This is a genomic window from Clostridium cadaveris, from assembly GCF_020911725.1.
Lineage (GTDB): Bacteria > Bacillota > Clostridia > Clostridiales > Clostridiaceae > Clostridium_X > Clostridium_X cadaveris.
Window position 1 is genome coordinate 2,012,656 of the sequence record NZ_CP076620.1, and the last position, 26,244, is coordinate 2,038,899.

Here is a 26,244-nt window from a genome sequence, read left to right on the forward strand (position 1 = left end):
GTCATCTCCCTCTTATCTTAATATGTCAGCTATAATGTCCCACACTCTAAGAGAAGCTTTATTGTCTTTGTAATAATAAAATATATCCTTTATAGTTTCTCTTTCTTTCTTGTAATAGTTTTCATCATTTAGGCACTTTAATATCTCTGATTTTAATTTTTCTTCACACTGTACCTTAGGACCAGCAGCCCAAAAGTCATATGGTTCTAACATTATTCCTCTTTCATTCCTATACTCCTCTAAATCCGTATCTATAAACAAAGTTGGCTTGTCCATAAATAAGAAATCTCCATATACGCTGGAATAATCGGTTAATAAAAGATCAGCTCCATTCAAAATTTCATATAAATCAAGTTCATATCTGTCCAAGTCATAGTTTGATATAAATATCATATTTTTAAGCTTTCTGTCTTTTGTTCTGTTTGTTACAGTTCTCTCTTCCGCATGATGCACCTTTGATATGCAAAGGAGATTGTTTTCACCTAAGAATTTATCAAAATCATTATAATCAAAGTCTTTTATCTTTATGCTATCGTTTAATTCTTTTGATCCATTCACCAATCCAGAATTTTCATGTGTATGGAAAGTAGGCATATTAAATATTATTTTCTTTTCTTGTAATTTTATATCTAAAAGCTTTTCTAAATTCTTTCTTCCATCTGTAAGACATAAAGAATCTGTCCTAGGACTTCCTGTAATCTCATATTTGTCTTCTGGTATAGCTGAAAAAGCACTTTTTATCACAGTAGACATCTTAGATGATGCGCATACTTTGTCTATATTTTCATATTCTTCAGGTGTATATGCAAAATTTTTATCTTTCTTATCCATAAGACCGCAAGCTTTAAATGCTACTTCACCATGTCCAACATCTATGTTATATGTAAATTTAGGATAGTTTACAAAGGTATTAAACCCTGAAACTGTTACAGAAGATATTAAAGGAACCTTAACTATATTTGATGTTTCAAACACATCTCTTCCATCTATCACATTAATCTTATATTTATCCTTGTATTTTTCAGGCATATATTTTATAAGTGCTGTTATATTAGAGTCCGCAGCGTTGAATTTATTCATAGATACAGTTCTTTTATACTCTTCTTTTCTCAATGAACTCATGATGTCTTCATTTATGTCAATAAGTTCAAATTCATTTCCTGTTTCCGCTAACACAAAGCATTTGCGAAATCCATTGAAAGCTAGATTCCTTGTAACCTCTACATAGTTGACATCATAAGGGACTATGACATTAAATAAATCTATATCTTTACGATTTATGAATTCGTCTATACTTGATATTTCTTTCATTGTTATTATTGTGTCTTTCTTCACATATGACCAGTTGTCAAAAATTTTATTTTTAGATAAGGTATCAATATAACCTTTATTTACATTATGAAATTGGCTCCCTATGTATTTTGCAAAATCCAACTCATTGCCATATATAAGAGTATTTACATTCACTTCTTGCACGAATTCATAATATTTATCACTGCATTTTTCATTGATATAAAGATTTTCTATATCCTTTCCATAATCTTCGTCATCAATATACCTTAATGATATTCCACCATATAAAGCTGACTTTAATTTTTCGCCAATAACCATATAGGCAAAAATCAAGTTAAAGTATGCGTCAGTATAATTATTTTTTAATGCTATGGATGTTTTATAGCATCCTATTGCTACATTGTACTCTTGAATCTTAAAGCAAAGCATACCTCTTAAATTCCAATATTCAGCACTTTTTATATAATCCTTTTCATTCTGCATTATAGTATCGTATGCATTCTCTATATCATTATTTATTATGAAATCTTCTATAATTTTTAATGTGTTCATATAATCCTCCTCTCTATACTAATTTTGATTTAGCTTTACCTTATTTCTAATCATCATTATCTTCTCCTGAGCTTCTATAACTATTTCTTCTTCAGTACATTCTTTAAGAATTTTTTCATAAAACATAATAGCTTCTTCAAATTCTCCGTTCATCTCTTTTAAATAAGCTATATTAAACATAGTGTTAAAATTATTCATATCTAAAAATAATGATTTTTTTAATATAGATTCTCCTTCAGTTAAATCATTATTTAAAAGTCCTATTATAAACTTCATATTTAATATATCTGGTTCATCATCATAGACTTTTTCATATTCTCTTATAAGTTTTAATGCATCATCTGTTTTACCGCTATTAATATTATTTTCAATTATTGATTTATACTGAATCTTAAGTTCTTGAAATTCTTTTCCCATTTCTATTTCTTTATGAAATCTATCTATAAAAATTTGAATACCCTTTTTATAACCAGAATACTCTAAGACTAATTCTCTTAAAGATTTTATATACTTTAGTCTATCATTTTTCTTAATGCTCTCCATAATATTTAATTTCAATACAAATCTATGGTCAGAATCCATTATCATCTCTAATAATTCATTATCATTTAAATTAGGATTATATAGGTTTTTTAAGAAATAATATGTATAAGTATTATAAGTAAAGAACATATTTTTATATTTCTCTTTAACCATCCCTCCATTTAAAAGCAATGATTTTGAAATTTGTTTATAGATTTTTATATTTTTAATATTTAAAGTTATAGGTTTAGACATTAAATAATCATATAAGTCCATTATCACATCTCTTTTATAATTTACTATGTAATTTATATATTCTTGTATATATATATCCTCTATATCCTTTAATAATTCAGTTATATCTTTAGAATACTTTATGCATTTATATACTATATCTCCATAATAGCTATGTCTTTCTTCTTTTAAAACCTTTTTAAATACCTCCATATCTTTTTCAGTGCCAAGTCTTATTTCATTAAGCGTTCCATAATTACCAGAAATCTTCTTTACAGCTTCATATATTTTCTTCTTATCTTCTTCAATTACAGTTAAAATGAAATTTTCTATATCAATAATAAACATATTTTTATCACTTTTAGTTTTGCAACCATCATAATATTCTTTAACCTTATCTAAATTTTCAGTTTTATATAAAGCATTTATTAGAAAATAGTTTACCTTGCTGGTCTCTTCTCCATTTTCATTAAGTTTATTATAATTAAGTATAACTTCTTCATATCTTTCAAGATTATGACATAACCTTATTATTTCTATATAAGCATCTTTTTTTAATCCTAAAGTAGTACATTCACAATAAACACTTTCACTTTGTCTTGTTATTTCATAATTATCTATAAGATAGATATATTTTTCATAACTTTTTTTGCTTTCTTCATTTTTTTCTAATCCTTGCTCAGCTTTTCCTAAAAAATAATATATATCTATATTGCTTTGATTTACATCTTTTATATATTCTTCACATATCTTTATACATTTTTCATAATTACCATTTAAACAATAAATATGCGCCAAATTCTCATACACATAATCAGGGTTTAAGTTCATTCCTTTATATAACCTTAATGAGGATTCAAAATATTTGCATGCTTCTATTATTTCTCCCAAAATAAAATAATTTTTACCAAGCTGATAATTCACATATGGATCTGTTTGATTTTCATTCAACTCTTTTAAAAGAAGTTCCTCATTTCTTTTCATTTTTTTCTGCTTTAATTCCTCATCATCAAATAAATATCCATAATGATTAAATTCTCCTAAGGACTTTTCGTATGTAGGTTCTTTATAAAGAGGCTGCTCATGTATTGTATTTATGTATTTAAAGTCCTTATCATTTTTAAACAACCTCAATACCTTTGATGGAGTATATTTACTCATATCTTCGTTGGATGTCAAATTTCTAAGCATAATATATCCACTCTTATATTTTTTATATCTATTACTTTTAAAGAAATCAATCAATTCTGTACCATCTACTAATTCTTCATCCGCATCAAGTATAAGAATCCATTCTCCCTTTGCATATCTTATAGATTTATTTCTCATATCACCAAAATTTTGATTCCACTTACTGAAATAAACATGCTCAGTAAAATCTCGTGCTATTTTCACCGTATTATCTTTTGATCCAGTATCAAGTATAATAAGTTCTGTGCTTATAAAGTTGTTTATTGATTTTAGAGAACTTAAAGTTCTTCTTATATTTTTTTCTTCATCTTTCACTATCATAACTATACTGAGTATCATATCTTCAGCTCCCTTATTAATATATAAATAATATCTTCAATATATTAAAAACATTATTTATATATTAATAAAGAGTAAAGCATATACTTTACTCTTTATTATTTCTTTATAAATTATCTTAGTAATTGTAATACAGCTTGTGGTTGTTGGTTAGCTTGAGCTACCATAGCCTGTGCTGCTTGTCCTAAGATATTTAATTTAGATAATGTTACCATTTCTTTAGCAACATCAACGTCTCTTATTCTGCTTTCAGCAGCTGTCAAATTTTCACTTGAAGTAGTTAAGTTATTTTGAGTATACTCTAGTCTATTTTGTTGAGCTCCTAATGTTGCTCTTCCTGTATTTATTGCCTTTAACTTAGCATCTAAAATACTTGTAGACTTATTAGCAGCTGTTAAATCACCTACTTTTAAATCCTTTACACTTTTTGCTATTGTACTTACATCTGTAAGACTTATTGTAAGCTTTTCACCTTTATTAGCTCCTGCTTGAATATCAACTGTTGCAGTTTTTCCATCTAATACATTCTTACCATTAAATGAAGTAGTTTTGCTAATTCTCTCAACTTCTGATCCTAATTCTGACAATTCCTTTTCAATGTTTGCAACGTCTTCAGCTGTGTTAGTTCCGTTTGCTCCTTGAATTGTAAGAACTCTCATTCTTTGAAGGATATTAGTTGCTTCTTCCATACCACCTTCAGCAGTTTGGATTAAAGAAATACCATCTTGAACATTTCTTCCTGCTTGATCAAGTCCTCTAATTTGAGCTCTCATCTTTTCAGAAATAGCTAGTCCAGCAGCGTCATCTCCAGCCTTAGTTATTCTTAATCCTGAAGATATTTTCTCCATTGAATTTCCTGCTAACGCAGTGTTTTTTGCCATAGCATTATTTGCTATTAACGCATTCATATTAGTGTTTACTCTCATTGTAAAACCCTCCCTAGTTTTTTTAACGACATCCTTGTCTTTTTATATTTTATAAGGCTATAACTTCATCTTGAAGAACCCTATATTATATATATCGGTAAAATAAAAAAATACTTTATACCCTTTTTGAAAATATATTTATATTCTCTTTTTTTACACTCATGTATAATTCATTGCTCTGCATCTTCAATTTATACTCTTTTATTTCTATCTTGGTATTTTCGATATATTCACTTAAAAGTTGTTTCATTTTCATATCTATAGATTTTATATCATATTCATCATATAAAGATTTAAAACAATCAAAGTCATTATTTTCAGTAAAGGAATCTATAATTTCTTGTCTTTTGTATAGCAGCGAATCAAATTCATCGTAATCTTCTTTTTCTAGAGCATCTAGCATTGATTTGGATACTTCTTTGTATCGCTCCATTTCCTTATTCATGGTTCACACTGCCTATTAATTCATAAAATATTTCATTTGCGAATTTAATTTGTTCATAGTAGATTCTAATCTTGCAAACCTTGAATACAACTGCTGCTCTTTTGTTTTCATTTTCTTTGTTAGTATTTTTATTTGTTCTTCCTGTTTTTTTATCTGCTCAGAATAAAGATTATTTATTGTAGACGAAGTATTTTCAATTCCAGCTTTTTTGGCAAATACACTATTAGATGTACCTACATATTTGTAAATCGTTTCCTTAGCTTTTCCAAATACACCCAAAGCCACTCTTTCTACTAAATTTCCATTTTCCTGAAGAGACTTTGTAAGCTTTTCTTTATTAACTCCAAGCTGACCTTGTTTGTTGTAATCATTTGCAGAGGTTATGCCTATGTCAGCTAATGTTTTCCCTGATCCCAGAATTGGAGAAAATAATGCTTTTTTCATATCATCAATAAATGATCTAAGTTCACTATCATTTCTTAGGATACCTTCTTTTGATTTTTTCTCCCAATTTTTAATTTCATCTTCAGTCATTTCTTTTTTCTGAGCTTCTGTAAGTGGCGGATATCCATTGGTCTTTTTCTCTATGACTAAATCATAGATTTTTTCAATTATTTTATTGTAGTCATTTACGAATCCTTCTATGTTATCAACCACAGTTGAACAATCTTGAGTAGACGTTAACGTAGTCTCTCCTATATTTTTAACGTTATATATGATTCCATCTATATAAAAATTATTTTTACTTTCACTTAATTCTTTTATGATATTTCCACTTGAATCTTTTACTGTTATATTTGCACTTTTTCCATTAGTTGTAGTCATATTTAAAAAGGATAAAGCATCAGATGTACCTTTATCAATAAATTTACCATCTGCATTTTTCTCTACATCTACTACCTTTATTACAGAATCTTTCCCTGTAGTGGTTGATTGAATTGTAAGTTTCCCTGTCATATCACTAAAATAAGCTTTAATTTCTCCAGAAAAGCTGTCATTGATCTTATTCACTAAATCAGTTACAGTATCATCTTGATTTATTATTATTACCTTTGAATCACTTCCTGTACCTGCATTTAATTTAAAGCTTATTTCTGCAGTAATTCCTAGTTCTTTGAGCTTACTATCTTTTTTTATAATAGTACCATTAGATGCAATCCCAGAATTCATTGACGCTCCTGTTGCCATCTGGCTAACTTCAAATTTATAATTTATACTATTTGCTGATGAAGTTCCAGAAGCTGTTATCACATTATCATTAGAACTTGATATATTAAGTGTATTAAAGCTTTTACTTCCTAGTATGTAGTCTTTAGATGTTGCTCTGAAATACTTGTCATAGAATTCCTTTGTGTTTTTAGTTATGTCCCTATAAGTTTCCTGTTTCCATTTTACCATTTGCTTATTTTGCATAACTTTATCAATTTTCTTTTGTTCTACAGTAAGCATATCTTTTATCATTTGATCAGTATCCATACCAGTTGCTAATCCTGGTATCCTAACAGAATTTATCGAAGACATATTTATCCCCTCCTATTTAGCATCAGCTAGCTTGATAGCTTCATGCCACATATTTCTTATCTCTTCTATGATAGGCATAACTTCATCTATTATAACTACATCCTTTTTTATATTAGCTTCATAAAGTTTATCCTTTACAAATTCATATAACTTATATAAATCCTTTGTGAAATCTCCTCCGTCCATATTTAAGGTTGCCATAAGCTCTATATATATATCTTGAACTCTAGTAAGTTCTTTATGGGCCAATTGAATGTTCCTATCCTCTATAGCTTTTCTAGCAATCTTTGTACATCTTACGGTTGCATCTGCAAGCATAATAAGTAGACTTTCCTTTGATGCCATATTTATAGAATTTTGTTTGTATACATTATATGGATTCGCACATTGCATCTGCCTTTCCCCCTAATGATTATTTTAATAATTTACTTATATCCAAATTGCTGCGTACAGCCTTCATATTTTCATCTTTCACCTTTTCATAAACTTCTTTTCTAAGTATTGTTTTATCCTTAGGTGCAGATATACCAAGTTTAACACTTCCATCATCAAGCTTTATAACCGTTATTTCTATATCCTCTCCTATTAATATAGATTCATCTTTTTTTCTAGTAATTACTAACATCTTTCTCTCTCCTTATTAAAGGATGCTTTGTATCATAGGTATCACTTTGCATTATATACTGTCTACCTAAATTGTTTTTAACGTTTATTATAATAGGAGCTTTCAAATTTATTGTGGAACTATCAATTGTATCTCCTAAAGTTAAAATATTTAATACAAAAACATCTCTTGGACTCTCTATACTTAGCTCTTTTATAGTTTCATCATCTAAGTTTAGTTCATAGTCATTATAAAAGTCAAAAGGAGATACGGCTGCAAAGCTTACTTCTTCTTCTAGAGAAGATATAAGTTTAAATTTTTCATTATCTTTTATTTCTTCTATTTTAAATCTTCTAAGATGGTCTAATCCCGGTATTCCTCTTTTAAAAAGCACTTCCATAAGTATCACTCCTACCTCAAGTAATCTAGCAATGTTGGCTGTATGAGCTTTGCCCCAACCTGCATACATGAATTGTATATAAGTTCTGCTGATTTTAACTCTATATATTTTTCGGTAAAATTCACATCCTGCATGTTTGAATAGAATCCTTTAAGAGTAAGTATACCCTCCTCATTGCTTGATTTTACATTTTCTACAGTGTTGCTTCTTGCCCCAATTGTAGACCTATTGTCTAATATATGGGTGAGATATTTACTAAGATCATCATCAAGCTGAGATAAGTTTTCAAGGTCAGCTGGAGATTTTGAAAGTTCCTTCACGATATTGTTTATTGTGTCTAAACCAGCTGATTTATTTGTTACATCTGATAATGTCAAATTATAGTTTATACATATTCCATCTGATATTTCTGATTTTAATTGTTCATCATTTACATTAGACTTTACTTTCAACTGGACCATACCATCAGGATTTTGAAATATCTCTATAGGAGCTTCATCTGTATTACTTCCTCCAAAAATAAATCTTCCTGCATAGGTTGTATTAAGAGCTTCCCCTATCTGCTTTATTTTTTCATTTACTTCGTTTTTTATTGCACCTATTTCATCATTACCATAAGCTCCACTTATAGATTTTAAAAGCACTTTTATTTCACTTGTTATATTTCCTACTTTATCTAAAGCATCATCAGTAGAATTAAGCCAGCCAGATATTTCATCACAGTTATAATTGTATCTTTCAACATCATTTATTTCATTTTGCATATTAAGTATTTTTATAGCTTCATATGGATTATCAGATACTCTATTTATTTGTTTTCCTGTATTTAATTGCTTGTTTAGCTTATCTATACTTTGAAGATTTGTTTGCACATCTGTTAAGTAAGTATTGCTCATACTTCTATTTGTTACTCTCATCTCATCATCTCCCTTACCTTACGAGTCCATTTATAACAACATCTAAAAGTGAATCTATAGTAGAAACAACTTTTGCACTTGCATTATAAGCATGCTGAAACTGTATCAAACTTATCATTTCTTCATCCAAAGAAACTCCAGACACACTAAGTCTTGAATTGTCTATACTTTTCATAAGTTGACTTTGATTTTTCTCTTCTCTTACTATTGTTTGAGTTGCATGTCCTAATTTTTCAATTATAGAATTATAATAATTGTTTATACTTATGTCCTGTCCGTTTACATTTATTTTTTCATTTTTAAGATTGAACAGCTTTAAACTTTTTTCTGTAGTCATCTTTAACTTATTAGAATCCTTCAAAAATTCCTCATTGATCTTTAATATAGGTTTACTTTTATCATCAAATATAAATAAGTCTTTTATATCCCCTGCTTCCAAACCGTCATTATAAATATCATTCACACTATCTGCTATCCCTTTTGATAAATCCTTTAGTTCCTTCATATATGAATCAAGTTCCTTGCCCATTTTCAAAGCACCGCTTAATTCACCTGATACATCTATTTTTTTTAGTTCATCAATAGTTACAGATCCATCACTTAATGCATTCTTTACAGCTTCATCATTTATATTAATTTTGAAGCTAAGTTCATCTAGAATTTTGTCTCTGGCATCTAACAAGTCATTTGGAGTTTTACCATTACCTTCTATAGCCTTTATGTTAGTATCCAAATCTTTTAATGAACTAAGCATAGAATTTATATCATTTACCATATCAGAAGTTTGCTTATCTATATTTTCTTTTAGCTTCTCTAATTTGCTATAAGACTGGCTTATATTATTAGCTAGAAATTTCGCATTTTCTATAACTATATTTTTAGCGCCTACATTGTTTGGGTCTTTTGAAACCTCATGCCAGCCATTGAAAAACTTGTTTAAAGATGATGATATTGCATTGTCTGAAGGCTCATTAAAAATATTCTCCATATTTTTGTAGTAATCATATTTAACACTTATATCACCATAAATATGGCTTTCATTTCTAAACTGAAAATCATAAAAAGTGTTTCTTATTCTGCTTATATTGTTGACCTCTACTCCAGTTCCAAGCTGTCCTGCTCCCAAATAGCTGCTGCTAAGACCAGGTTGACTGAAAGGTCTTGATGCCGTCTGATCCACTCTCTGCCTTGAAAATCCAGGGGTGTTTAAATTATTTATATTATGAGATGTTGTCTGTATAGCTGCTTGACTTGCACTCATGCCTGATGAAGCTGAGTGAAGAGTTCCTAATAAATTTGCCATAATTCCTCCTTAATCATCTTCCTATCTTCCCATAGGAATTATATGTCCCAATATTTTTAGATGGTCTTATAACATTTATCATCTTGCTTGTGAAAAATAGCTGCTGCTTTATAAGAGTGTCATTAACTTTTTTCTGAATCTCAAGATTCTTTAAGATTTCTTTTATCTCTTCATATACGGATTTCATATGCTCATCATCACTATTATCCATAAGAGTCTTGAAATCATCATCTTCTAAGAGATTTCTTCTTTTGATTTCTACAGAAGCAAGATTTCTTCCCACATGATCTAATTTCTCTGTAAGCTTCTCTAAACTCATGACATCTTTAGCTAATATGACTCCGTGCTGATCATCTAACAATCTAAGAAGCTCTTGAAGAATTTTTTTCTCTTCAAATAGTACAACCTTTAATTCTGGCTTCATTCCTTCTCTTCTCCTTTTAAAGATTCCACCATCTTTTTTGCTATTTCTCTTGAATTTATGCTATAAGTACCACTCTTCAGTTTTTTCTTTATTTCAGTTATCTTTTTTATGTCAATATTATCTGTATCAGAGGTAATTTTGCTAAGATATTTTGCATCCTCAGATATAGTGACCTTATCCTTAACCTGTTTGCTTTCAGATTCTCCTTTAGCATATTGCTTTTGTCTGCCATAAGCATTTATAACATTATTGGTCTGTATAGAATTTATTTTCATCATTTCCCTCCATATACTTTCCATTGTATCCCTATTATAATTATCGACATCATAACTATTTTATTTAGATATATGTAGTTATTTTTTTAAATTTAATAGGTGCAGGCTTTATTTAAAGCTCTGCACCCGTATTATAATCTTATTTATTTTTTAAAATCCAATATCCTTACTGACATTTTATCGTCCACTTTAAGACTTTCTCCCAAGGCAACATTTTTTCCATTGATATTTATATCCAAATCTTCATCTACAGTTTTATTTAAATAAATTATATCTCCCTCTTTTAAGTCGAGAACATCTTTTATAGTTCCCCTATAGCTTCCTATAGTTACACTTACATCTACCTTTGCATTAAGTACAGCCTTGTTATTCTCAAATTTCTCTACTTCTTTTATATTTAAAGACTCGAATTCAACTTCATAAACCTTTTCCTTAAGTCTAGTTTCCATTTTATTCTCCTTTACTTATATATATCAACTAGCAGTCCTTGAATGTTGTCTATAGCTGATGATATTTTTAATTTTTCCTTTTCCTCTTTTAATATCTCTTTTGTAAGTTCTTCAAGCTTTTCATTTATTGTATCCACCGTAGAATAATACTGATTTTCCCAAAATCCTAAATTTTTATTTAGACTATAAGTATACTCCACCACAGTTTTAAGATACTTCTTTATAGTTTCTTTATAGTTTTTAACATCAACATAACTTTTTGTAGCTGCTAGCCGGCTCCCCTTTTTTTTAATTTCTTTTATATAATTTTCTAATTCTTCTTTTGTAGCAGATTGATAAGATTTCATAAGATTATCCGAAAAATCATTTTTGGTTTGAATCCTATTATCTTTCATTCCCACCATTCTGTTAGAATTTACACCTTGAATCTTCATATTATAATCCTCTGTAATAACTCATAACTTTTGGCACATAATTTTGAGTTTCCTTAGGCATCTTATAGATATCATTCATAGATCGCACGCCCCTATTCACCATCCTTGTAGGACCTCCATTGTAAGCCATAAGAGCCATCTCCATGTTTCCATTATATCTATCTAAATATTCTTTTATATGTCTTACTCCGCCATCTATATTCTGCTCTATATTAAAAGGATCACTAATCCCTAAATCCCTGCAATTTTCAGGCATAAGCTGCATAAGCCCTTTCGCCCCTGCTGGAGATACAACTTTAGGGTCAAAATTTGATTCAATTTTTATTATTGCTTTTACAAGTTTTTCATCTACCCCATATTTTTTTGCTGAAATCGATATAGCATTTTCTATTCTTTCATCTATACTGACACCAAGCTTTTGTGAAGTGAAGTTCATCCTATTTAAAGTATTGACACTTCTATTTAATGTTTTTTCCTGCTCATTCCTCGTCACTTTATTTTGCTCCTTTAAAGCAGTTAAAAGAGTTATAAGCATAATCTCAAATGCTCCTGAATTAAAATTACAGTTTCGACTATTCATATTATTAAAATTAGACATTCTCATATCATTATTGAAACCTTGTATCCTATTTAACATTTAACCACCTCAAAACGTTAATTATTTTAAATATACGGATATAAAGATACTTTCTTTAGCCTACACCTAAAAATTTATAAAAAAATAAATGTTCATTTCCATTATATGTACTTTTAATATATATGTTAATTTTTCTTATATTAATAATAAACCCTAGACGTTTTAGTTTATTTCAAAATTTTTCTCCATATATTCTTATCAAACTACAAAAACCCAAATTTTTATACAATAATTTCTAATTAAAACTAATTAAACTTTTACTATCCGACATATAATCTTCGTGGTAAAATAAAATTACGAAAATGAAAGGCGGTGTTAGGTATGAAGTAGCTAATATTAAGTGATATAGAGTATTCCAATAGACGTAGAAAAAACGAGGCAAACTTAAAAATTAATTCTAAGAATCAATAACGTACCGTAATTCACTTCTATTAAATTTAAACAATTCTGTAAAACTACTAAAATATATCATAAGATTATAACGATAAACTTAGACAATCAATAAATATATAAAATTTTATAATAAAGAAAAGAATTCATAAGGAGATTTAATTATGAGTGAATCTAAACTCAAGAAAAATATATCATTTTTAGAAGCTATGGCTATTGTCGTTGGAATGATCATTGGCTCTGGTGTATTTCTAAAGCCAGGTATTGTTCTTCAAAATGCAGGTACACCAGCATTAGCTATTACTGCATGGGTTGCAGGTGGTATAATTACCCTTGCATCTGCACTAACCATTGCAGAAATTGCTGCTGCTATACCAAAATCTGGTGGCTTATATACTTATTTAAAAGATCTCTACGGTGACGTATTTGGTTTCCTACTTGGATGGGTACAAACTATTATTTCTTATCCTGCTTCTGTGGCAGCTCAGGCAATTGCTTTTGCCACCTATACCAGTTTCTTCTGGCCAATCAGCGCAGCTCAACAAAAAATAGTCGCTATTTGTGTTCTAGGTTTTATTTTGCTAATGAATGTTCTTGCTACTAAGTATGGTGGAATTATTCAGGTAGTGGCTACTATAGGAAAATTAGTTCCAATTGTCGCAATTATTCTATTTGGTATAATCAACAGCAGTTCCTTCCAAATAACAGGTACCGATACTATTTCTGGCGGAAACGGATTTGGTGTTGCTATTCTTGGAACTCTATGGGCATATGAAGGTTGGATTAGTGTCACCAATATGGCTGGCGAATTAAAAAAACCTACTAGAGACTTGCCTAGAGTTATTTCTCTTGGTGTACTATTTGTTGTTGTTGTATATGCAATTTTTAATCTTGCCATATTCAGAGCAATTCCAATTAATGAAGTAGTAACTTCCTCTGTACCTGCTGCAGATGCTGCAATTGCCTTATTTGGTAAGAACGGTGCTATGTTTATCACTGCTGGTATTATGGTATCTGTATTCGGTGCATTAAATGGATTCCTAATGACTGGTGCCAGAATTCCATTCGCCATGGGCGAAGAGAAAATGCTTCCAGGCTCAAGCTTCTTATCAAAAGTCAGCAAGAAATTCCATACACCTGCCAATGCTCTAATTTTAGAAAGTGTTCTTGCAGTAGTCTATATTTTGACTGGAACATTTAATACATTAACAGATCTTTTGGTATTTGTACTTTGGATTTTCTTTACCATGGGAGTCTTTGGTGTATTTCGTCTTAGAAAGCATATGCCTAAAAAAGAAGGACTTTATCGTGTTCCCTTCTACCCTATCACCCCAATTGTAGGAATTCTAGGTGGACTATATATTCTAATCAGCACAGTGATATCTAATCCAACACAATCACTTGTAGGAATTATCATCACATTGATTGGATTACCTGTATATTATTTTATCAAGCGTAAATAAAAGAAGAGACAATCCCTGTTTCTGTAGAAATTAGGGATTGTCTCTTTTTATAATTTCATATGCTTTTATTTGATTTAATCTTTATCTAAGAATTATCTACCCATTATAAGGCACCAACTCTTTCTTAAACTTTCTTATTCCTCCCCTGGGATTTTCTACATCCCCTTTGTATCTTGGAATAAGATGAATATGTAGATGCATTATGGTTTGTCCACCATCATATCCTACGTTTACCCCTACGTTATATCCTGTTGGACTATATTTCTCATCTACTATTTCCTTCACCTCATGAAGCAGAGAATAAAGCCCTTTTATCTCTTCCTCAGTAGCATCAAAAAAGTTTTGAAAATGTCTCTTCGGAATTATAAGAGCGTGTCCTTCATTCACTGGAAAGTGATCAAAAATGGCAAAGCCCATCTCATTTTCTGCTATATATTCTTTTTTATCGTAATTACAAAATAAACAATCTTTCATCCTTCTTCCCCCAAAAGTTTTATAATTTTATTTTACCATATTTCTGTATAAAATGAATTCTTAACTTCGGTGAAGTTCTATAGCTACTATCATAAGATAAAAAGCTTTAACTCACCTTTTTATACTTTTAGGCTTTCTTGTTTTAGGTCAAAGAATAGAAAAGGTATCGGACTTTGCCGATACCCTAAAAATTTATGCTTATCTTATAATTTTTCTACTTTTATTTTTTCTAACAATTCATTTACTATGCTTTCTTTTACAGAGCCTGTCTCTTCTTCCATGGCATTAGCCGTTCCACAAGCTGAAGCATACTTTAACATATCTTCTATAGAATACCCTCTCTCTAAGGATACAGCAATTCCTGCCACATAGGAATCTCCAGATCCTACAGGATTTACAGCCCGAACTTTTGGAACTGTTACCTTGTAAAACTCATCTTTGTAGCCAGCTATGGCTCCCTTGCTGCCAAGGGAAATCACTACAAGTTCTACTCCATTTTCTTGAAATCTCTTTATTTCCTCTACAGCATCCTCATCACTTTCTATTTTTCTTCCTGTCAAAGCTTCTATTTCATCTCTATTTGGTTTTATAAAAAATGGCTTTGCATTTATTCCATTACTTAAAAGTTCACCGCTCGTGTCAAGCAAAAACTTCTTTCCTCTATTCTTCGCTATAAAAATAAGATGGCTATAAAAATCTTTTGGAACATTTCTTGGGACACTGCCAGATGCTACTATAATATCACTATTTTCAAGTAGTTCTTTATACTTTTCTATAAACTCCATCTGCTCTTCTATTGAAACTTCAGGTCCTGGCTCTAGTATTTCGGTTTGCACCAAATCCTCTGTAATAATGGCTAAGCATTCTCTTGTTTCACCTTTTATCTTTACAAAATCATTTTTTATTTTATATTCTGCCAGCTTTTCCTCTATAAACTCCCCAGTTTTACCCCCTAAGAATCCTGTTGCAATGCACTGTTCCCCTAAAATTGTAGACACATTCGCAACGTGCACACCCTTGCCTCCAGGCGTATTTTCGACTTTAAAAGTTCTCATAACACTTCCCTTTAGAAGTTCTTTCATTTCATACCTTTTATCTACAGATGCATTAAGATTTATTACTAATATCATTCTCTTACCTTAATTTTTAATATCTATTTGCACTACCGCAAACTGAAATTTTATGCTTAACTATTTCCCTCATAGCTTTCTTACCTGGAGTCATATATTTTCTTGGGTCATTTGCATCTGGATGCTCATTGAAGTATTCTTTCAATGCATCTGAAAAAGGTATTTTTAAATCTGTAGCCACATTCACTTTGCATATTCCAAGAGATATTGCTTTCATAACTAAATCGTCAGGTACATCTGAAGCTCCATGCAATACTAATGGAATATCAACTTTTTCTCTTATTTCCTTAAGTCTTTCAAAGTCAAGTTTAGGCTCACCTTTGTAAAGACCGTGGGCAGTTCCTATAGCCACTGCCAAAGAATCTATTCCTGTTCTTCTTACAAACTCTGCAGCATCATTAGGATTGGTGTACATAGCATCTTTTTCATCTACCACCAAGTCATCTTCCTGTCCTCCTAATTTGCCAAGCTCTGCTTCTACTGTAGCATCAAACTTATGTGCATACTCTACTACAGATTTTACAATATCTATATTCTTCTCAAATTCTAGTTTAGATCCATCTATCATGCAAGATCTAAAACCTATATCTATATTTTTCTTTATAGCTTCTACATCTTCAAAGTGATCCAAATGAATAGCTATTGGAATATCATATTTATTAGCAGCAACCTCTGCCATAGCATTTATATATTCTCCATCTGCATATTCTATAGTTGAAGGTGTTCCTGCTATTATTACTGGTGATCTCATTTCTTTAGCTGTATCTACAACCACTTGAAAAGTCTCTAAATTGTGTATGTTAAATGCAGGTACTGCATATCCATCCTTTTGTGCATTTAAAAGCATTTGTCTTGTCGATAATATCTTCATCTTAACCCCTCCTTGAATTCTAGTCGTGATATTCTCCTCTTTCCCATTTCTCGTTAAACTCATCAAAGAAGTGTTCATCACCATTTGCATAATCTTTTTCAATCATATTGTCAATTTTTTCAATCAGTCTTTTATTTTCCTCTGTTGGTTTGTATTCTGTTTCTAAAAATACATCAATAATATTTTCCATAAGTCCTATACCTGTGATTCTGCCACCAAAGCCAAGGATATTTATATTAAGCTCTTCTTTTGAGTATCTTGCTGTTTCAACATCTCTTACTAGTGCCACTCTTGCACCCTTAATTTTTGCTGCTGAATTTGTTATGCCCACTCCTGTGCCGCAAATTATTATTCCAAGGTCAGCTTCTCCATTAACCACTTTTTCTGCAGCAGCTTTGCCATATATAGGATAGTGAGTTCTTACATTATCATAAGTTCCATTGTCTATTACTTCATGTCCCTTTGACTCTAAATAATCTACAACGCTATTTTTTATATTTGTAACTATATGGTCACATCCAACTGATATTATCATCTTACTTTCCTCCTATGCCATTTTGTTTAACATATCTACTCTTATTTGATGTCTTCCGCCTGAATACTCAGATGAAACAAACTTTTCTGCAATTCTCTTTCCAATCTCTAAGCTTGTAACCTTAGACCCCATTGCTATAATCGAAGTATTATTATGATCTCTAGTCATTTTAGCTGAGTGTTCATCTGCCACTTGAGCACAAACTATATATTTATGCTTTGCACATATATTAAAAGAGCCTGTACCATACTCATCTATTACAATTCCTCTAGCGACTTCATTATTAAGAATTGAATCACATACTAAATTTGATGCATCATAAAAATCTACATCTTTTCCTTCAGTCTTATCTATGACTTCATGACCTTTTTTAATTAAATCTTCCTTTATTCCATTTTTAAACTCTACGCTTTTGCTATCTGATGCAATTATTACCTTCATCGAAAATCCTCCTATTATTTCAAATTTAGTCTTTCAAACTGATCTTTTGGAGCATCCATCTCCTCCAAGCCTCTCTTTAAAAGTTCTATATATTGTCTTTCTAAATCATCATCCTTTATGGGATTGACTTGCTCATAGTCTTCAATTATATTAAAAAGTTTACTTTCAGCTGTATATTTTAAAGCATCATCAACATTGTCAAGTATTGAAGGATTCTCTATTGGTATCTTATATACAGGATAATCAGTCCTCTTTAAGAATCTGCCAACTTCTATTTCTGACTCTCTTCCCTTTCCTAAATACTTTCTAATTGTTGTTGGTATGCATGTATATTCAAAGCATGGTTTATTTTCTTTGTTTGGTGCTCTGAAATATGTGTACTTACCATCAGTTACATTCATAGCTATTCCGTGATAACCATATAGTGCATATTCCCTTTTAAATGCTCTTTCTTTTGCTATTGGCTTCCATGACATCCCTTGTACATCTTTTGGAATCTCCACACCTGAATAGTCTAAAATTGTAGGCATAATATCTATATTTTGAGTAAGTACATCAATTCTTTTTCCTGACATTTCTCCTTTAGGGAAACGTACCATTAAAGGAATATGAGAAAGTTCATTGTACATGTGCATATAATTCTTTCCAAAATAATTTCTCTCACCTAAGAAATATCCATGATCTGTTGTAACTATTATTAATGTATCTTCATACATATTAAGTGATTTTAGTCTATCTATAAGCTTTCCAAAATGTTTATCTGTCATTGTAAGTAATGCAGCATATCTTTTGTTTATATAATCTAAAGCTTCACTTGGCACATCTACCTCTTTATAGTTAGGCGTCTCAAAATACGGCCCTTCATATGTGCAGTCATACATTTCCATATATTCTTCTGGTACATCAAAAGGTTCATGAGGGTCAAAAGTCTCTACCATTAGGAAGAAATCATCATGATCCTTGTTATCCTCTAACCACTGGCAAGCTGCGTTAAATGTTTTGGGAGTTGGATATTCATCTTCATGTCTCTCCCATTTAGTTCTGTTCCACTGATATTGCTTTCTTAGCTTTCCATAATAATTATCAGGCATAAAAGATGGATCATCTATTTTGGATATCCATGGATCCCCTTCTTGTCCTCTATAAAAATCCCAAGTAGAAAATTGCTGAACATAATCCTCTCCCCCAAGTCTAAAATAATGAGGATGATCTGTTACTATGTGACTGAATACATTATTTTCTGATAGAACTTTAGGAAGTGTTATATCAAATGGTTCTATGGGTCCCCATGATCTTTCTAAAAAATTTAAGCGTCCAGTAAGTATATCTCTTCTTGCTGGCATGCATGGTGCTGAGCCTACCCAATGGTTGTCGAATGTAGCTGCTTCTTTAGAAAATTTTGTTATATTAGGAGTCTTAACCCAAGTATTTTCATTATAGACTTCCATCATATTTCTCTTTAATGTATCCATTAAAACTACAACTGTTCTCATATAAACTCTCCTCCCAATAACTCAAATTTATATATTAATACAAAAATTTATTTAATCTCTATAAACTTGCTTCTTTTACTAAAAGTTAGATGTGAACTTCAAGCATTCAAAGTTCACATCTTTTTTCTTATGCTATGATTCCTGCCATTGATAATAATACAGCTATAATTAATACTCCAAATATTACCCATACAGCATTTTTACCATTAGATTTCTTTAATAAATAGTAGCAAAGGAAAGTTAGAGCTAGAGGTATTAAACTTGGCATTACTTTATCAAGCATATCTTGAAGCATTAAAGGATTTTCTCCTGCCGCTATTGATACATCAAGTTTTACTTTTACAGTTGTTGCAATTAATCCGCCAACAACTATAACTCCTAATACATTTGCCATATTTGCTAATCTATCAAAAATATCTTTACCATTGTCTGCATCCCCTAATATCTCCATCCCCTTGGAATAACCTTTCATTACTCCATAGTATTTCACAGGGAAATATAGACAGTTAATCATTAAAAACATTATTATGGCACCTAGTATGTTTCCATCTATAGCAAAAGCTGCACCTATAGATCCTGCTATAGGCATCCATGTAAAATTAAGCATACTATCTCCAATTCCAGCTAAAGGTCCCATCAAACTTGTCTTCATTGCAATTACAGATTCTTTTTGGTCTTCGTCTGTTGTCTCTTCCATAGCTGACGTTACACCTAAAATAAAAGGCATTAAAACTGGATGAGTATTGAAATATTCTAAATGCCTTTTCATAGCATTTACTCTTTCTTCTTTTGGCTTATTTTTATAAAGCTTTTTAAATATAGGTTTTAATATATACACTGTACTTAAGCTTTGCATTCTCTCATAATTATGTGACATTTGACATAACTGAGATCTCCAAAAAACTTTTTTCAAATCTTTTTTATCGATTAAATTAGCCATTATAAATCCCAGCCTCCTTCTATATTTTCATTAGAATCAGCACCTACCGCTGCTGGTTCTACATGTCCTTCCTTCTTCTTATTAGTCATTATTAAATCGTAAATTCCTGCGAAACAAGCACCAATTAAGGCTAATGCTAATGTAGGAAGATTTAGGTATGTTGTTAATGTAAAACCTAGTATTAAGAACATCCACATATTTTTCTTGAGCATCATAGTTAAGAGCATTGCTATACCTACAGCTGGAATAGCCTTTGAAGCTACTGTTAACCCAGTCATTACGCTGGCAGGTATTGCAGCCATAATCGAATCGATTACACTTGCCCCTAAAAATACAGCTATGAATGTTGGTAGTGCTCTGCTTAAAAAGATTAAAAATGCTCCTATATATTGAAGTTTATCTATTTTGTCAAAGTCACCGGTTTCAGCAATCTTATCAGCCTTATGAACTAAAGAAATACTTATAGTCTTGCATAGCATATCTAATTGTTGTACTAATAAAGAAACTGGAATTGCCACTGCTACTCCTGTTGCTACTCCGCCACCTGACAAAATACCTATTGCTACGCCTACAACTGATCCTGAAATTACATCTGGTGGTACATAGGAACCAACATTATTAACTCCAAGCCACATAAGTTCCAATGTAGCTCCAATTATAAGTCCTTGTGTTAAATCACCTAAAATAAGTCCTGTTACTACACCTGCAAGTAATGGTTTTCTAAAGCCTAAATGTGGTCCATACTGATCCCATGCACATATGCCAGCCCAAGCAGCAACTAATAATGCTTTGATTAACATAATAACCTCTCCTTTTTATAAAATTTATTAATCCTTTAAATTATATCTTTCATGTATATTACGTCATCTTTAGGTACCATTTGAATAAAGACTTCAATGCCTTTATTTATAAGTTCTTTAAATGCTTTTTCTTCCTCTGCTGTTACTGAAATTGATTTTGTAAGCCTCTTTCTACTTTCGTTATATCTCATGCCTCCTGCGTTTACCTTGTCTATATGCAATCCTCCATTTACTACTCTTAATACATCTGTTGATGTAGTAAATAAAAGTAATGTATCCTTCTTTATTGGATTTTTCTTTATAACTTCTATAAATTGCTCTACCCCAAAAACTAAAACTCTGACACCTGCTGGTGCTGCAAGTCCTACAACTGATTTTTGCACTGGATCCTTGCTTACCTTGTCATTAATTATTAAAACTTGCTCCACCCCATAATCACCAATCCAAGTTGAGCAAACTTGTCCATGAATTAATCTGTCATCGATTCTTACTAATTTAATCCCCATATTTATAACCTCCTAAAATTTTATAAGCTTAATTCTTCCTCTGTTTTTTGTGATGATAGTTTATCATTTATGTTTATAAAGGCATTTTTATAAACTTCCTCTAATTTATCTTTAATTTCTTCTGTTGGCAGCTCCCTGTTTAGTAATAGTTCTAATAATACTGGAAGATTAAATCCTGTATAAACCGTTATATCACATCCATCTAATATCATTCTTGATCCAGCATTACATGGGGTACCTCCAAATATATCTGCCAAAACAATTACTTCTCTTTCATCTTTTAATTTTTTATAAGCATCTCTAATCTCTGACAAAACATTTTCTAGATCCTTATCATCCGTCACTGAGATTATTTTATAATTTTCCTGCTTTCCCACAATCATTTCTGCGCTTTTCATGGCATATTCTGCAAAATGTCCATGACTTATCAATATGATTCCTATTTCTTTCATCTGTCCATTCCCTCCTTACATACTTATTTTAAGAGCAATTGTTGTGCCAAAATCAGTATCATCAGTATTTATAACGTTTTCATAAAGTCCTAATACTCTTTGATACTCTTTTAAATTCTATGATACTATTAAATTAATACTCTTCATTTGAAAGAGTATTTTGTAAATTCTGTCTATATATTAATTTCCCTTGTAAAATATAGAAAATAAACTTATCATAGATTATGAAATCGCTTTATTAAAATTGGGGGGAATCAAATGAAAAAAAATTTAAGTCTCATGATAAAACCATCATCAAGCAAATGTAATTTAAAATGTACATACTGTTTTTATCACTCTATTGCTGATGCAAGAGATATAAAGGATTATGGTTTTATGCCGCTTTCTACTCTAAAAGAAATAATTATTAAATCAGATGATTACTGTAATGGCGGATATTGTTCTATAGGTTTTCAAGGTGGTGAATCCACTCTGATTGGCTTAAACTTCTATAGAGAACTTGTAAAATATACTCAAAATCTTGAAAATGGCACAATATTCTCATTTTCAATACAAACCAACGGTACTACTCTTGATGATGAATGGGGAGAATTTTTAAAAGAGAATAACTTTCTTGTAGGAATATCTCTCGACGGAAATAAAGATATACATAATTTGAACAGAGTTGATCTGAAAAATGATGGAACCTTTAATAAAGTCACTAAAGGTATTGATATATTAAAAAAGCATAAGGTTGAATTTAATATACTTACAGTTGTAACATCTACATTGTGTAAAAAAATCGAAAGTGTTTATAAGTTTTATAAGAAAAATGATTATAGATATCTTCAGTTTATTCCTTGTCTCGAACCTTTGGAAAATACATCTATGACATTAAAAAAGTATTCCATCACTCCAGAAGAATACGGAAAATTTCTTATTAAACTTTTTGATTTATGGTATAGGGATGCACTGAACAATGATTATGTAAGTATAAGATTATTTGATAATATTCTAGGTTTATTTTTTAATCATGAGTATGAAGCTTGTGATATGAAAGGAGTATGCTCTTGTCAACATATTATTGAAAGTGATGGCTCAATATATCCATGTGATTTCTATACCTATGAAACATATAAAGTTGGAAATATACTTAAAGACTCTTTTGAGGACATTCACAAGAATCCAAATACCATTACCTTCTTAGAATCTTCAAAAAATGCAAATTCTAAATGTATCTCCTGTAGATATTTTTCAATTTGCAGAGGTGGCTGTAGACGTCATCGTGAAAATCAAGAAAATAGTCTTAATTATTTCTGTGAATCTTACTATGACTTTTACTCATATTCACTTGATAAATTTAGACATCTTGCAATTATTACACAAAACTCTTTTTTAGGGAGGTAGATGGAATTGTTAAGAATTGACCTTGTGAAAAATTACATAAAAAATTTTTGTAAAAACTTATCCGTTACTCAAATTCAAAGAAATCCATCCATAGGTGTATCTTCCTTGGACATAGTTGAAAACCTTAACATACTTAGAAACAATGCTTCTGCAGATTTGAATAAACTTTACAAAAATGGCTTTCTTATTAAAATTAAAGGAAAACCTACAAAGTATTTTGATAAGGATTATTTTGAAGAATTATTTCATGTGTTTTTAGGCGATGAATCTATTGAATGTTATTCTCTAGAGGATTTAATCCCTAGGACAAACTCCTCAAATGATGTTGAAGAAGTTATCACCATAAACAACTTAGACCCTTTTAATAAATTGATAGGTTTTAACCATAGTCTTTCTGGAATAGTAAAACTAGCAAAATCATCAATCCTTTATCCTAATGGTCTTCATACAATACTTCTCGGTGAGTCAGGTGTTGGTAAAAGCCTATTCGCTGAAATCATGTACGAGTATGGCGTTCAAAATAATGTTTTTAGTAAGAATTCTTCTTTTGTTGTTTTCAACTGCGCTGATTATGCAAATAACTCAAATCTTCTTGTTTCTCAGCTCTTTGGTTCAGTAAAAGGTGCCTATACAGGAGCTGATAGTGATAAAAAGGGCCTTATAGAAGAAGCCGATGGAGGTGTTTTATTTTTAGATGAAATTCATCGTCTTCCACCAGAAGGTCAAGAAATGCTTTTCTTATATATTGATAAAAAGAAGTTTAGAAGGCTTGGTGAAACCAGTTCTGAAAGAACAGCTAAGGTTCTTATAATCGCAGCTACAACAGAAAATCCTAGTTCCATGCTGCTCACTACATTTTTAAGAAGAATACCATCATCTATAAGGATTCCAAGCTTAGGAGAACGTACTCTTAGCGAAAGACTTATGCTTGTAACAAACTTATACAGTATGGAATCAAAGAAAATTAATATGCCTATCCACGTTGATAAAGATTGTTTATCTGATTTAATGCTGTATAATCCTCATGGGAATATAGGTCAGTTAGCAAGTGATATTCAATTGTCAGTTGCACGCTCTTATTTAGATAGCAGGATTAATAATTTAGATAAAGTAACCATAACAAAAGATGCTCTACCTCCTTATACAAATAACACCCTATCTAATATTGATATATCCACTAGACAGAAGGTTGAGCTTCTTTTAGATAAAGATGAATACAAGTTTTTGCCTGGAAGTCAAGTGATTAAAACTCCTTCTATAGACACTTATGATTTCGTAAAATTTTATAATAATCAGCTTAATATATTAGGCGAGGATAACATAGATATTAAAAAAGTTTTCTCAGATTATACTCAATTAATTGCCAAAAACTTTACAATGCAGAAGATGTATCCAGATTTTTTAGATGATGAGACTTCAGAAATAATATCTACTTTATCTGATATGTTATATGAAGATTTAAACCTTATAATTGACAGGAGTTCATATACAGCACTAGCTTTGTACCTGAAAAACTTAAAAGATTATACTTCGGATAACAGGAAAGTTAGTAAAACTACAGATTTATTGGACATACCTTTAGAGATACAATCAGTATGTAAAAAAGTAATAAAAACACTTGAGGTTAAATTTAATATATACTGTCCATCTCAGGAACTTAATAATCTTATGATTATAATAGATTCGTTGAAATCAAAGGAAACCTTTGACTCTGTTGGAATTATGATAGCTGCCCATGGTGAATCTTTGGCTAGCAATATAGCAGCTGTTGCTAACGAACTTTTAAGCATCAATTTTGCGTTAGCTGTAGACATGCCTCTTACTGAAGATGCAGGTAAAATATTACCTGTATTTTTAGAAAAATTAAAACCTGGCACCTTTAAAAGGGGTCTAATTCTCTTTGCAGATATGGGTTCATTAACAAATCTTGATGAATTTATAAAAGACAAAACCGGCATAAATGTTGTTACAGTTAATTCAACAAACATATTATTAGTCATTGAAGCTATTAGAAAATCTATATTCTTAAAAAATGACATAGATGATATACTTCATGATTTAATATCACTAAACAATAAACTTGCATATAATTTTAATAAAAAGATAGAAACTCATCTCTCTATAAACAAAAAAAGAGTTATTTATACTGTGTGTAATTCAGGTGAAGGGGTTGCCCATTATCTCCACGAAAATCTTACTGACATATTAAAAAATAATAATATATATGATATTGACATCATTCCTCTAAATCTAGAAAGCAAAACTCAGCTTAGAGAAATAATACATCAAACGTCATTAGATAAGAAAACCTTAGCAGTTGTAGGAAGTGTTGATCCTGGTACTGATGACATTCCTTTTATATCATTAGAAGAGATTGTATTGCATAATGGTGTTAATAAACTTTTGTCATTAATAGGTATAAAAGAGACATCTTTTGATAATAAACTTGTAAAAAGTCTCACTAAAGATATAACAATAAATATCACTTGTGATGCTGTAGATAAATATCTTACGATTTTCTCAGCCTATAAAATTAAATCTATTATCTTTAATTTTATCAACGTAATTGAAGACAGTTTAAAAATAACTATGACAAACTCAAGCATAACAAAAATATTTATTCATCTGTCTTGTGCTGTAGAAAGAATCCTTCTTAAAGACTTTGTCTTAACTCCTCAAGAAGAGATGTCAACCTATGTAGTTGTAAATGAAAAATATATAGCTGCCACCAATAAAGCTCTTGAAACATTGACTAACACTTTGAATATAACAGTGCCAACAAACGAATTATACTACATATGCGAAATAGTAAAAGATGCTTACAAGCAGGCTTCATCTAATTAAATTACTTTTTCTTTTAAAAAACAGTATTATACTATGATAAAAAAGATGATGCA

The 26,244-nt window shown here is 30.5% G+C and carries 28 protein-coding genes; 3 read left to right on the forward strand and 25 right to left on the reverse strand.

The window, feature by feature from the left end; translation table 11 throughout:
• Window positions 1-12: 12 nt before the first annotated feature.
• From KQH81_RS09545 to KQH81_RS09615, 15 genes are all read right to left on the reverse strand, one after another.
• Window positions 13-1,845, reverse strand: a complete 1,833-nt coding sequence (locus tag KQH81_RS09545) for a CDP-glycerol glycerophosphotransferase family protein (RefSeq protein WP_230028156.1) — start codon at window positions 1,843-1,845, stop codon at window positions 13-15.
• Window positions 1,846-1,863: 18 nt separating this feature from the next.
• Window positions 1,864-4,113 carry a glycosyltransferase gene (locus tag KQH81_RS09550; protein ID WP_230028157.1) on the reverse strand — a complete coding sequence of 750 codons (2,250 nt, stop codon included), beginning with the start codon at window positions 4,111-4,113 and terminating at the stop codon, window positions 1,864-1,866.
• 131 nt (window positions 4,114-4,244) lie between these two features.
• Window positions 4,245-5,057: a flagellin N-terminal helical domain-containing protein gene (locus tag KQH81_RS09555; RefSeq protein WP_178312230.1), complete on the reverse strand. Its 813-nt coding sequence runs from the start codon at window positions 5,055-5,057 to the stop codon at window positions 4,245-4,247.
• A 115-nt stretch (window positions 5,058-5,172) separates the two neighbouring features.
• Window positions 5,173-5,502 carry a hypothetical protein gene (locus tag KQH81_RS09560; RefSeq protein WP_178312228.1) on the reverse strand — a complete coding sequence of 110 codons (330 nt, stop codon included), beginning with the start codon at window positions 5,500-5,502 and terminating at the stop codon, window positions 5,173-5,175.
• Between the two features lie 15 nt (window positions 5,503-5,517).
• Window positions 5,518-7,023, reverse strand: a complete 1,506-nt coding sequence (fliD, locus tag KQH81_RS09565) for a flagellar filament capping protein FliD (protein WP_230028158.1) — start codon at window positions 7,021-7,023, stop codon at window positions 5,518-5,520.
• A 12-nt stretch (window positions 7,024-7,035) separates the two neighbouring features.
• Window positions 7,036-7,416 carry a flagellar export chaperone FliS gene (gene fliS, locus KQH81_RS09570; protein WP_230028159.1) on the reverse strand — a complete coding sequence of 127 codons (381 nt, stop codon included), beginning with the start codon at window positions 7,414-7,416 and terminating at the stop codon, window positions 7,036-7,038.
• 19 nt (window positions 7,417-7,435) lie between these two features.
• The gene (csrA, locus tag KQH81_RS09575) at window positions 7,436-7,648 is read right to left on the reverse strand and encodes a carbon storage regulator CsrA (RefSeq protein WP_230028160.1); all 213 of its coding nucleotides are present in this window, start codon (window positions 7,646-7,648) and stop codon (window positions 7,436-7,438) included.
• On the reverse strand, window positions 7,632-8,027 hold the full coding sequence (gene fliW, locus KQH81_RS09580; protein WP_230028161.1) for a flagellar assembly protein FliW: 396 nt from the start codon (window positions 8,025-8,027) through the stop codon (window positions 7,632-7,634). The genes csrA and fliW overlap by 17 nt, the downstream gene beginning before the upstream one ends.
• An 11-nt stretch (window positions 8,028-8,038) precedes the next feature.
• Window positions 8,039-8,944 (reverse strand): flagellin N-terminal helical domain-containing protein, encoded by a 906-nt coding sequence (locus tag KQH81_RS09585; protein ID WP_230028162.1) that lies wholly within the window; start codon window positions 8,942-8,944, stop codon window positions 8,039-8,041.
• Window positions 8,945-8,957: 13 nt separating this feature from the next.
• Window positions 8,958-10,247 carry a flagellar hook-associated protein FlgK gene (gene flgK, locus KQH81_RS09590; RefSeq protein WP_230028163.1) on the reverse strand — a complete coding sequence of 430 codons (1,290 nt, stop codon included), beginning with the start codon at window positions 10,245-10,247 and terminating at the stop codon, window positions 8,958-8,960.
• A gap of 13 nt (window positions 10,248-10,260) precedes the next feature.
• On the reverse strand, window positions 10,261-10,671 hold the full coding sequence (locus tag KQH81_RS09595; protein WP_230028164.1) for a flagellar protein FlgN: 411 nt from the start codon (window positions 10,669-10,671) through the stop codon (window positions 10,261-10,263).
• On the reverse strand, window positions 10,668-10,946 hold the full coding sequence (gene flgM / locus KQH81_RS09600; RefSeq protein WP_178312218.1) for a flagellar biosynthesis anti-sigma factor FlgM: 279 nt from the start codon (window positions 10,944-10,946) through the stop codon (window positions 10,668-10,670). The genes KQH81_RS09595 and flgM overlap by 4 nt, the downstream gene beginning before the upstream one ends.
• 143 nt (window positions 10,947-11,089) lie before the next feature.
• Window positions 11,090-11,395: a FliM/FliN family flagellar motor switch protein gene (locus KQH81_RS09605; RefSeq protein ID WP_230028165.1), complete on the reverse strand. Its 306-nt coding sequence runs from the start codon at window positions 11,393-11,395 to the stop codon at window positions 11,090-11,092.
• A gap of 11 nt (window positions 11,396-11,406) precedes the next feature.
• Entirely contained in the window at window positions 11,407-11,829 is a 423-nt protein-coding gene (locus KQH81_RS09610; RefSeq protein ID WP_230028166.1) for a YaaR family protein, read from the reverse strand.
• A gap of 1 nt (window position 11,830) precedes the next feature.
• Complete coding sequence (locus KQH81_RS09615) at window positions 11,831-12,466, reverse strand: lytic transglycosylase domain-containing protein (protein ID WP_230028167.1); 636 nt, start codon at window positions 12,464-12,466, stop codon at window positions 11,831-11,833.
• 554 nt (window positions 12,467-13,020) lie between these two features.
• Between KQH81_RS09615 and KQH81_RS09620 the strand changes: the two genes are divergently transcribed.
• Window positions 13,021-14,319, forward strand: coding sequence for an APC family permease (locus KQH81_RS09620; RefSeq protein ID WP_099335562.1), 1,299 nt, complete (start codon window positions 13,021-13,023; stop codon window positions 14,317-14,319).
• Window positions 14,320-14,415: 96 nt separating this feature from the next.
• On the opposite strand, the gene KQH81_RS09625 is transcribed toward KQH81_RS09620, so the two are convergent.
• The 10 genes from KQH81_RS09625 to KQH81_RS09670 all read right to left on the reverse strand — a co-directional run bounded on the left by KQH81_RS09625 (window position 14,416) and on the right by KQH81_RS09670 (window position 21,961).
• Window positions 14,416-14,793: an HIT family protein gene (locus KQH81_RS09625; protein WP_099335563.1), complete on the reverse strand. Its 378-nt coding sequence runs from the start codon at window positions 14,791-14,793 to the stop codon at window positions 14,416-14,418.
• A gap of 203 nt (window positions 14,794-14,996) precedes the next feature.
• Entirely contained in the window at window positions 14,997-15,923 is a 927-nt protein-coding gene (gene pfkB / locus KQH81_RS09630) for a 1-phosphofructokinase (RefSeq protein ID WP_099335564.1), read from the reverse strand.
• 16 nt (window positions 15,924-15,939) lie between these two features.
• Window positions 15,940-16,794 carry a tagatose bisphosphate family class II aldolase gene (locus KQH81_RS09635; RefSeq protein ID WP_099335565.1) on the reverse strand — a complete coding sequence of 285 codons (855 nt, stop codon included), beginning with the start codon at window positions 16,792-16,794 and terminating at the stop codon, window positions 15,940-15,942.
• A gap of 19 nt (window positions 16,795-16,813) precedes the next feature.
• On the reverse strand, window positions 16,814-17,329 hold the full coding sequence (lacB, locus tag KQH81_RS09640; protein ID WP_230028168.1) for a galactose-6-phosphate isomerase subunit LacB: 516 nt from the start codon (window positions 17,327-17,329) through the stop codon (window positions 16,814-16,816).
• A 12-nt stretch (window positions 17,330-17,341) separates the two neighbouring features.
• Window positions 17,342-17,770, reverse strand: a complete 429-nt coding sequence (gene lacA / locus KQH81_RS09645; protein ID WP_099335567.1) for a galactose-6-phosphate isomerase subunit LacA — start codon at window positions 17,768-17,770, stop codon at window positions 17,342-17,344.
• Window positions 17,771-17,784: 14 nt separating this feature from the next.
• Window positions 17,785-19,263, reverse strand: a complete 1,479-nt coding sequence (locus KQH81_RS09650) for a sulfatase (protein WP_099335568.1) — start codon at window positions 19,261-19,263, stop codon at window positions 17,785-17,787.
• 127 nt (window positions 19,264-19,390) lie between these two features.
• On the reverse strand, window positions 19,391-20,203 hold the full coding sequence (locus KQH81_RS09655; RefSeq protein WP_099335569.1) for a PTS system mannose/fructose/sorbose family transporter subunit IID: 813 nt from the start codon (window positions 20,201-20,203) through the stop codon (window positions 19,391-19,393).
• Window positions 20,203-21,003, reverse strand: coding sequence for a PTS mannose/fructose/sorbose/N-acetylgalactosamine transporter subunit IIC (locus KQH81_RS09660; RefSeq protein ID WP_099335570.1), 801 nt, complete (start codon window positions 21,001-21,003; stop codon window positions 20,203-20,205). The genes KQH81_RS09655 and KQH81_RS09660 overlap by 1 nt, the downstream gene beginning before the upstream one ends.
• Before the next feature lie 35 nt (window positions 21,004-21,038).
• Complete coding sequence (locus tag KQH81_RS09665) at window positions 21,039-21,509, reverse strand: PTS system mannose/fructose/N-acetylgalactosamine-transporter subunit IIB (RefSeq protein WP_099335571.1); 471 nt, start codon at window positions 21,507-21,509, stop codon at window positions 21,039-21,041.
• Between the two features lie 20 nt (window positions 21,510-21,529).
• Window positions 21,530-21,961, reverse strand: a complete 432-nt coding sequence (locus KQH81_RS09670; protein ID WP_027639939.1) for a PTS sugar transporter subunit IIA — start codon at window positions 21,959-21,961, stop codon at window positions 21,530-21,532.
• Window positions 21,962-22,219: 258 nt separating this feature from the next.
• Between KQH81_RS09670 and KQH81_RS09675 the strand changes: the two genes are divergently transcribed.
• On the forward strand, window positions 22,220-23,347 hold the full coding sequence (locus KQH81_RS09675) for an anaerobic sulfatase maturase (protein ID WP_099335572.1): 1,128 nt from the start codon (window positions 22,220-22,222) through the stop codon (window positions 23,345-23,347).
• A 6-nt stretch (window positions 23,348-23,353) separates the two neighbouring features.
• Window positions 23,354-26,191, forward strand: a complete 2,838-nt coding sequence (locus KQH81_RS09680) for a sigma 54-interacting transcriptional regulator (protein ID WP_180269191.1) — start codon at window positions 23,354-23,356, stop codon at window positions 26,189-26,191.
• Window positions 26,192-26,244 lie beyond the last annotated feature (53 nt).